Annotated in this window: 9 protein-coding genes; 1 reads left to right on the top strand and 8 read right to left on the bottom strand. The window is 69.9% G+C overall.

Features of this window, described 5'->3' with window-relative positions; all coding sequences use genetic code 11:
• Positions 1-5 precede the first annotated feature (5 nt).
• The 7 genes from WA640_RS25645 to WA640_RS25675 form a co-directional block, all read right to left on the bottom strand.
• Positions 6-467, bottom strand: a complete 462-nt coding sequence (locus WA640_RS25645; protein WP_335991687.1) for an NUDIX hydrolase — start codon at positions 465-467, stop codon at positions 6-8.
• A gap of 38 nt (positions 468-505) precedes the next feature.
• Positions 506-721: a hypothetical protein gene (locus WA640_RS25650; protein WP_335991688.1), complete on the bottom strand. Its 216-nt coding sequence runs from the start codon at positions 719-721 to the stop codon at positions 506-508.
• A 132-nt stretch (positions 722-853) separates the two neighbouring features.
• Positions 854-2971: a cell division protein FtsK gene (locus WA640_RS25655; protein WP_335991690.1), complete on the bottom strand. Its 2118-nt coding sequence runs from the start codon at positions 2969-2971 to the stop codon at positions 854-856.
• An 85-nt stretch (positions 2972-3056) separates the two neighbouring features.
• Entirely contained in the window at positions 3057-4277 is a 1221-nt protein-coding gene (locus tag WA640_RS25660; protein WP_335991691.1) for a hypothetical protein, read from the bottom strand.
• A gap of 12 nt (positions 4278-4289) precedes the next feature.
• Positions 4290-4517 (bottom strand): hypothetical protein, encoded by a 228-nt coding sequence (locus WA640_RS25665; protein ID WP_335991692.1) that lies wholly within the window; start codon positions 4515-4517, stop codon positions 4290-4292.
• 106 nt (positions 4518-4623) lie between these two features.
• Positions 4624-5577 carry a GIN domain-containing protein gene (locus WA640_RS25670; RefSeq protein ID WP_335991693.1) on the bottom strand — a complete coding sequence of 318 codons (954 nt, stop codon included), beginning with the start codon at positions 5575-5577 and terminating at the stop codon, positions 4624-4626.
• A gap of 101 nt (positions 5578-5678) precedes the next feature.
• Entirely contained in the window at positions 5679-6119 is a 441-nt protein-coding gene (locus tag WA640_RS25675; RefSeq protein WP_335991694.1) for a DUF3307 domain-containing protein, read from the bottom strand.
• A gap of 227 nt (positions 6120-6346) precedes the next feature.
• Between WA640_RS25675 and WA640_RS25680 the strand changes: the two genes are divergently transcribed.
• Positions 6347-7195, top strand: a complete 849-nt coding sequence (locus WA640_RS25680; protein ID WP_335991696.1) for a GntR family transcriptional regulator — start codon at positions 6347-6349, stop codon at positions 7193-7195.
• Positions 7196-7452: 257 nt separating this feature from the next.
• Here the strand turns inward: WA640_RS25680 and WA640_RS25685 are convergent.
• The coding region (locus tag WA640_RS25685) for a hypothetical protein (protein ID WP_335991697.1) at positions 7453-7679 on the bottom strand (227 nt) is incomplete at its 5' end.

Consider the following 7679-nt stretch of genomic DNA (forward strand, 5'->3'; position numbering starts at 1 on the left):
GGTGGCTAGTGGCGGTCGAGGTGGCCGTCACGCAGCAGGGCGTAGGCGGCGGCGAGGATGTCGGCGTGGTCGAAGGCCATGCGGCCGGGGACCATGGCGTCGTCGGGCGTGACCCAGACGGCGCGGGCGGCGTCGGAGCCGGGCCGCACGTACGGCCGGTGGCGGAAGGCGACGACGTAGGCGACGGAGACGACCCGGCCCCGCGGGTCGCGGTCGACGGCGTCGAAGATGTCGACGCGGCGCAGTTGGGACGCGCTGACGCGGAGGCCGGTCTCCTCGGCGGTCTCGCGGACGACGGCGGCGAGGCTGGTCTCGCCGTGGTCGACGTGCCCGCCGGGCAAAGCCAGGCGACCCTTGAACGGGTTGGTACCGCGCACGATGGCGAGAACGCGGTCCTCGGCAAACACGACAAGGTCAGCGGTGTAGCGAATGAGCGCGCGGCCCTGGGCGTCTACGAGATTGGTCATGGTGGGTTCTCCTTCGATCGGTTGGCGGAAGGGTCGGGTTACTTGGTGCCGTCGCGGTATTCGCGGCGGGCGGCTTCGTAGAGGCGGCGGCCGAGGCGGACGCGTCGGCCCGAGCCATTGCAGGCGTTGCAGTAACCGGCGGCGTTGCGGCCATCGGCCTTGCACCACCAGCAGCGGCCGTAGGGGAAGGCCCAGCAGCGCAGGACGTAGGCGACGGCGAGGCTGAGGGCGATAGCAGCGGCGAAGAGGGTCACGGGTGCTCCTTCCGGACGGTTTTCGGGTGAGGTCGGGGAGGGGCGCTAGCGGCTAGCGCCCTGGTCAGTGATCGTTGTGAGCGCTAGCGGGCCTGCTACCGGTAGCGGAGGGCCCGCTAGCGCTAGCGGCCCCTAACGGCCTCCCGTCCGGCCCTCACGGGCCGCGTCGAGGTCGCCGCGGTTCAGGCCGCGGCGGTTGATCTGCTTGGCGCCCGAGCGGCGCGAGACGCCCTTGGAGGCGAGGCCGAAGGGCTTGACTGCGGCCGTCAGCGCCTCGGTCTTCTCCTCGTCGGCGAGGTCGGCCCAGTGCCCGTACACCTCGGGGCGCAACTGCGCCAGCCGGTCCACCAGCACCGTGTTCCAGACGTTGTCCTGCCCGTCGGGCCAGACGGCGGCGAGGTCGGCGAGCAGGTCGAACCGGGGCCCCTCGGCCTCGGCGACCTCCCCGGCGGCGTGGCCGGCAAGGGTCCCGCGGGCGACGCGCAGCGCGCGGGCGCGGGCGGCGATGGCCTCGCCCTTGGGCCCGTCCACGAACGCGCCCTTGACAATCAAGGCCGTGTCGGCGGCCCCGACCAGGTAGAACACGCCCCGGTCGCGCTTGGTGAACATGGTGGCGCGGATGCCGTTCTTGTAGGCCGAAGTCCCCAGGATCATGTCGTTCTCGACCTGCCCCATCACCCGCAGGCACGCGCGGGTGCCGACGTTCGCGCTGACACCGGTCGGAAGCGAGTCCTTGTCGGGCCGCTGGGTGGCGAGGATGAGGATCACGCCGAGGGCGCGCCCGAGCTTGACGATCTTCTCGGCGAGCACCGCGGCCTCCTTCCCGTACTCGGGGTGGGAGAACAGCTCCTGGCACTCATCGATCGCGACCACCAGCGGGTGCAGGCCGAGGTCCTTGCGGGAGGCCAGTTCGGGCGTGACCTTGTTCTCCGGGCACAGGTCCCTCGGCAGGTCCTTGATGATCCGGGCCCGCTTCTTGCACTCCTCTCGCAGGTCGCGCAGCGCCTTGAGCGCGGCCTCGATCTCCTCGTCGTCGGCGCCGGAGGCGTAGCGGGTGGCGTACTGCTCGGCGAAGGCGAGGTCACCGGTCCCCTTGAGCTCGAATACCTGGACCTCGGCGCGGGCGTCGAGTCCGGCGGCGAGGACCGGGAGCTTGACCAGGAACGTCTTGCCCATGCCGGGGATGGACCCGACCAGCCAGTTCGTGAACATGAGTTCCCCGGTGACGGCCTGCCCTCGGGGGTCGATGCCGAGGGGGAACGGCTGGAACAGGTCGACGGTGCCGCCCTTGGCGAGGGGCCAGGCGACGGCCTTGGCGTCGGCGAGGTCGGTGTCTCCCACCCAGAGCACGAGGCGGCCGGGGTGGGCCTCGGACTGGCCCTCGGGCCAGACGCAGCCGAGGGGGCGGGCGAGGGCGGCGGCGAGCTTGTCGCGCCGGTCGATGACTTCAACCGCGGTGGTCCCGGCGGGAAGGTCGAGGACGGCGCGCCAGCCGGAGCCGTCGCGGGTGATCGGGTCGACCCAGTGGACGCCGTCACCGCCCTTGGACATGGCCGACAGGGCGGCGATGCCGATGCGCGACAGGGCCTTTTCGACCATGGGCGCGGTCAGCGGGCGCAGCTTCGCCTTGACCACCGCGCGGGTGACGAGCGGCTTGTCTGCGGGCTTCCCGGCGAGGCCGAGGGCGGCGACGGTCCCGCCGAGGGCCGACCACGCGACCGGGTCGGGCGCGCCGAGGCCGAGGTACAGGCCCGCCCCGGCGAGGCCCGCGGCAGCCGTGAGTGACAGCGCGCCGCGGAACCGGACGTGACGGTCCCGCAGCCGCACCAGGCCCTGATAGGCGGTGTAGTCGCGGGCGGTGACCGCGTCGGCCCGGACCGGGCGGCCCTCCGCATCGGAGGCCCACCGCCACACCGACCCGACTACGCGGGCCGTCCCGACCGGCGACCACGCTGCCAGGCGCAGCCCGTAGAGCGGCAGGCGCACACCGTGGTACGCGCACCGGTACGCCGCCAGCTTCCCGAACCGGGTCGCCTCGGCGACCAGACCGGACCGGGACCGGACCCAGGCCGGGAGGATCGGCGCGCGGCGCTCCGAGGTCGGGGCGTTCCACGCGGCGTGCGCGGCGGCGTCGTCCACGGGGACGGCGGCGGCGTCGGTGTAGTCGTCGTCGGGTGTGATGGTCTCGACCTCGGGGCGGCCCGTGATGTCGGCCTCGGCGGCCTGCCAGTCGAAGTTCTCAATGGTCATAGTCGTTGGCTCCCTTCCAGTTCAGAGCGGTGAAGGTGGGGCGGTGCGGCGAGCAGCAGAGCCGCACCGCCCCCGGTGAGCAAGGTCAGTCGGCGGCCGGAGTCTCGGCCGGGAGGGCGTAAGAGGAGTCGGCGGCGAGGGCCAGCAGGCGCTTGGCCCGACCGGTCCCGACACCGAGGACGGTCCGGGCCCGGTTGATGGACACGGCCGTACCGGTCTCAGCGGCGAGAGCGCGGAGCCGGGCCACCATGGCGGCGTCGTCGGCGGCGTTGGTGCGCTTGGCCTCGGCCGTACCGGTACGGGCCCGGCGGGCCTTGACGGCCGGAGCATCCTTCTTGGACTCGCCCGCACCGGTCTGCTTGTCCGCCTTGGCCTTGGACCGGTCGAGCTTGACCGCGTCCCGCTTGGCGGCCTTCCCGGCGGCCTTGGCGGTACGGGCGGCCGTCCGGTCGGCCTCGGTGGCGGCCTTGGCCGCTTCGGTACGGGCCTTGGCGGCGGCGCGGTCGGCTTCCACGGTGGCGAGGAGTGCGGCGGCGTCGGCGCCGACGCGGGATTTCACGTCGAGGGACCAGGCGGCGAACGTCGAGGGGAAGTAGCGCAGCCACCGCCGCACCCCGAACCGGACGCCGGGCTCGGGGATCAATCCGAGCTTGCGGAGCGCGTCGCGGTGCTTGGCGCCCGAGCGGACCTCGAACACGATGATTGCGACCAGGCTGGAGGAGCCCATGATCGCGGCCATGAGCGGGTCCTCGGCGTGGGCGATGACCTGGATGGCCGCCGCGAACAGTGCCGCGACCCAGGTCATGACGCGCGGCGTCAGCGCGCGCTCACCCTTGAGGCGCTGCTGACTGGCCGTCAGCGCCATGGCGAGGGCGGTGCCTTCCAGGAACGCGGCCATGCCGATGCCGAACCACAACGGCCAACCGCGCTCGGTCGCAGCATTGATCTGGGAGTAGACCGCGACACAGACGGCCATGGCGTAGATGCCACCGGAGTAGACGCCGGGCATGTTCCCCGCGACGTAACCGGTCACGCGAGCCACCGCGGCAGTACGGCGAGCAGAACGGGCCGCGCGGGCCGCGCGGCTCGCCTCCGCCTTCCGTGCGGCCTCGGCGGCCTTCGCGGTCGCCTTGGCCTCGCGCTCGGCGGTGCGGTTGGCGATCCGCTTGGCCTCAAGCTCGGCCTCGGCGGCGGCGGCCCGGATCTTCCGATCGGTCTCCGCGTCGCGGACGGCGATCTTGGCGTCCGCCTCGGCGGCGAGCTTGCGGGCCTTGGCTTCCGCCTCAGCCTCAACGTAAGTAGTCACCACGGCGCACCCCTACGACAGCGAGAACGTCGGGAAGCCGGAAGCGAGGGTGTCGCCGAGGGCGCGGTCAATGTCGAAGGCCACGAACCGCTCAGGGGCCGGACCGGCGAGAGCCGTCTCCAGCTCGGCGAGGTCGGCCTCAATGCCGGGCCACTCGATCTCGATCGCGTCGAGGTCGGACACCGTGGGTTCGGCGTCGAACCAGTCGGGCCGGTCGGGGGTCGCGAGTGCGGTGCTCATTGGTTGTCTCCCTTGATGTCTTGGCGGACGGGAACGGCTTGGCTTCATCAGTGCCGGAGGAGCCACCTGCCGACAGACCACGGGCCCGAGGGCCCGGGTTTCGCCGCTAGTGCCAGCGGGGGCGGTACGTTTGGCCGTTAGCGGTGATCTCGCCGGACCCGGCAACGCCCTGGTCGACCTCGCCGGTAACGGTGTGGACGCGGATGTCGCCGGAGCCGGAGACGCGGAGGCGGGCTTTGCCGGTGACGGTGCCGCCGTGGCGGATGTCGCCCGAGCCGGTCACCTGGGCGCGCAGCCGCGTGGTGGTCCCGCCCTGCACGGTCACGTCGCCCGAGCCGGAAATCTTGAGGTCGGCGGCCCCGGCGACGGACCCGAGGACGCAGGTACCGGAACCGGTGACCTGGACGTCGGCGTCGAAGGCCACCGCGGCGACGGTGACGCGGCCGGAGCCGCGCAGCTCGCCCTCGAAGTCGTTGACACCCGCGGCGACGAGGTCACAGCGGACGGACGGGGCGAAGTCGAGGAACCCGGCGAGGTCGTCGGTGATGCCGACAGCACCGATAAGGTCGCGCACCGCCAGGTCGAGGCGCGCGGGGATGACCACGACGAGCTGGATGGAGCGGTCGAGGTCGACCTCGCGGCCGTCGAGGATGACCGTGTCGCCGAGGCTCCCGGAGCCGGTGACGGTGGTCCCGGAGACGACGCGGCCGTTGATGACGGTCATGCCGGTGACGGTGACGTTCCCGCCGATGTAGTTCACCGAGCCGGAGGTGCGGGCGGTGCCGGGCTTGAACGGGAGGGTGCCTTCCAGGCGGAGGGTGCGGCCGGTGACGGTGCCGCGGAGGGCGGCGAGCATCGCGGAGTCGCCGCCGTGGGCGACGACGGTGATGGTGTCGACGCCGGGCATGGGGACCACGGCGACCTGGGCGAGCATCTTGCCCAGGATGATCTTGTCGACCTCGGCGGCGGCGTACTGCTGCTGACCCAGGCCGGGGCCGGTCGGCAGGCTCGCGCGGTTGGCGAGATCCGTTGAGGCGGTGGGGAAGCGATGAGCGTTCAAGGTGTTTCTCCTGGTGTCTTGGCGGACGGGAACGGCTTGGCATCATCAGCGGGTCGGGTGCCACCCGGGCCCGGACGCGGGAGAAACCCGCGTTTCGCCGGTCAGAGGGTGACGGTGAGGACCGCGGAGACCAGGAGCCATCCGAGGTGCCAGGACTGGTCCAACTTGTAAGCGGCCTCGGGGTCGCCGGAGTCGATCCAGCCGCCGTGGCCGGTCAGCCGGGCCAGGAAGACGAGGGGCTTGCGGCGGTCCACCACGTAGTGCGTGAGGCCGTTGACGACGAGACCGACGACGACGCCGGTCGCCGTGAGGGTGTCGAGGATGCCGAGAGCGGCGGTGACGGCGAGAACGGCGACCAGGCACGTCGCCAGGTAGGTGAGGACGTGGGTGAGGCACGCGCGGTGACCGGCGGCCCCCGCGGTGCCCTTGGCGCACGCGGAGGTGTGCGACTGCACCCAGTGGTCCCCCACCGCGTGAGCGGCGTACAGCGTCGGCGCGACGGCACCGAAGGCGATAGCGGTCTCGATCTGCTCGGGGGTCATACCTGTGTGCTCCTTGATGTCTTGGCGGACGGGAAACGCAACGCGTGTCATGTCGCTGATCACTCAAGGTGATGAGCGATACAAGGAAGTTATCAGTTGATAAGCCAACGAGTCAACTGATAGCTCAAATGTTCCCGAATATTGAGATTTCGGGATTGATCTTGCAGGTAGGGGAGTTGACCGGAAGCGATCAGATGATAAGCTCATTCTCAACTGAGAGGACCCGCATGGCAGACGAACAGGCCCTGACGACGGGGGTTGCGAAGCACGAGCAGATCGCTCGGATCATCAGGAACGACATCGAGGCGGGCAAGCTCCGACATGGGCAGAAGTTGCCTTCCGACCGCGAGCAGGCAGAACGCTTCGGGGTCAGTTCGCCCGTGGTCGCGAAGGCCATGAGCATCTTGACGGCCGAAGGGCTCGTCCAGTCCAAGCCGAGAGCTGGCCGCATTGTCAACGCGCCCAACCAAAACGAGGCGCGAGAGGTGGAGACAACTGTGCCGCACCTGATCGTGATCGGCGGTTACGCCGGGAGCGGGAAGTCCGAGCTTGGCCGCACGTTGGCCCGCCTCACAAGCTGGGCAATGATCGACAAGGACACCACGACTCGTCCCGTGGTTGAGAAGGCTCTTGAGGTGCTGGGGACCTCGCCGAACGACCGTGAATCACCGATCTACCTCAATGAGGTGCGGCCCCGTGAATACGAGGCCATGATGGCAACCATCACTGAGAACCTGAACTCAGGGAGCAACGTGATTGCAACGGCTCCGTTCATTCGAGAGCTGCACGATGAGGCATGGCTCCAGCGCCTCCAATCGTTGTGCGACAGCACGGGAACCCGCCTGATTGTGGTCTGGGTGCGTTGCGATGCGGAATCGATGCACACCTATCTGAGGGGACGTGGCGCGGCGCGCGACACGTCCAAGCTCGATAGCTGGGACACCTACCTGAAGGGCGTTGACCTTCAGTACCGGCCTCTCGTGGATCACTTCATCATCGACAACTCTCTGGGCGGTGCTCCGCTGATCGATCAGGCAAAGGACCTCGTCGCGAAGATTGCCCATGGACAGAATTGACAGAATGGACAGAACTCGGTAAAGCATGTCTTGACCTGCGGATACGCGAGCGTCGCGGACATGGACAGAACTCGGACAGAACCGTGACAGAACTCGGCGGCCAGCCCTAGCCGCCGAGTTCTGTCCATGTCCGGCCGGGTTCTGTCACAGTTCTGTCCATGCCGACGCTCGGAGCGTTTCACCAGGTAGACCGCTCCTGTACCGAGTTCTGTCCATTCTGTCAGTACTGTCCCGGGGCCGTCTCGCGTCAGGCGTGGCTAGGCGGCGAGGTAGCCGCGCACGCGCTCGTACTGCGTGTCGCGCCATGTCTGGGGGCGGCCGGTCGCGGTGCCGCGCCAGACGACGCCGCCGAGGCGGCTGCCCGTCCAGTAGAACGTGGCGACCTGCTCGTCAGGGGCGCGGCCGACACACAGCACCAGAGCCCCGTCCAGCCGGTTGGCATCGAAGTACAGTTCGACAATCTCGCTGCGGTCGTCCCAGGTCC

The sequence above is a fragment of the Glycomyces sp. MUSA5-2 genome (assembly GCF_037034145.1).
GTDB lineage: Bacteria > Actinomycetota > Actinomycetes > Mycobacteriales > Micromonosporaceae > Glycomyces > Glycomyces artemisiae.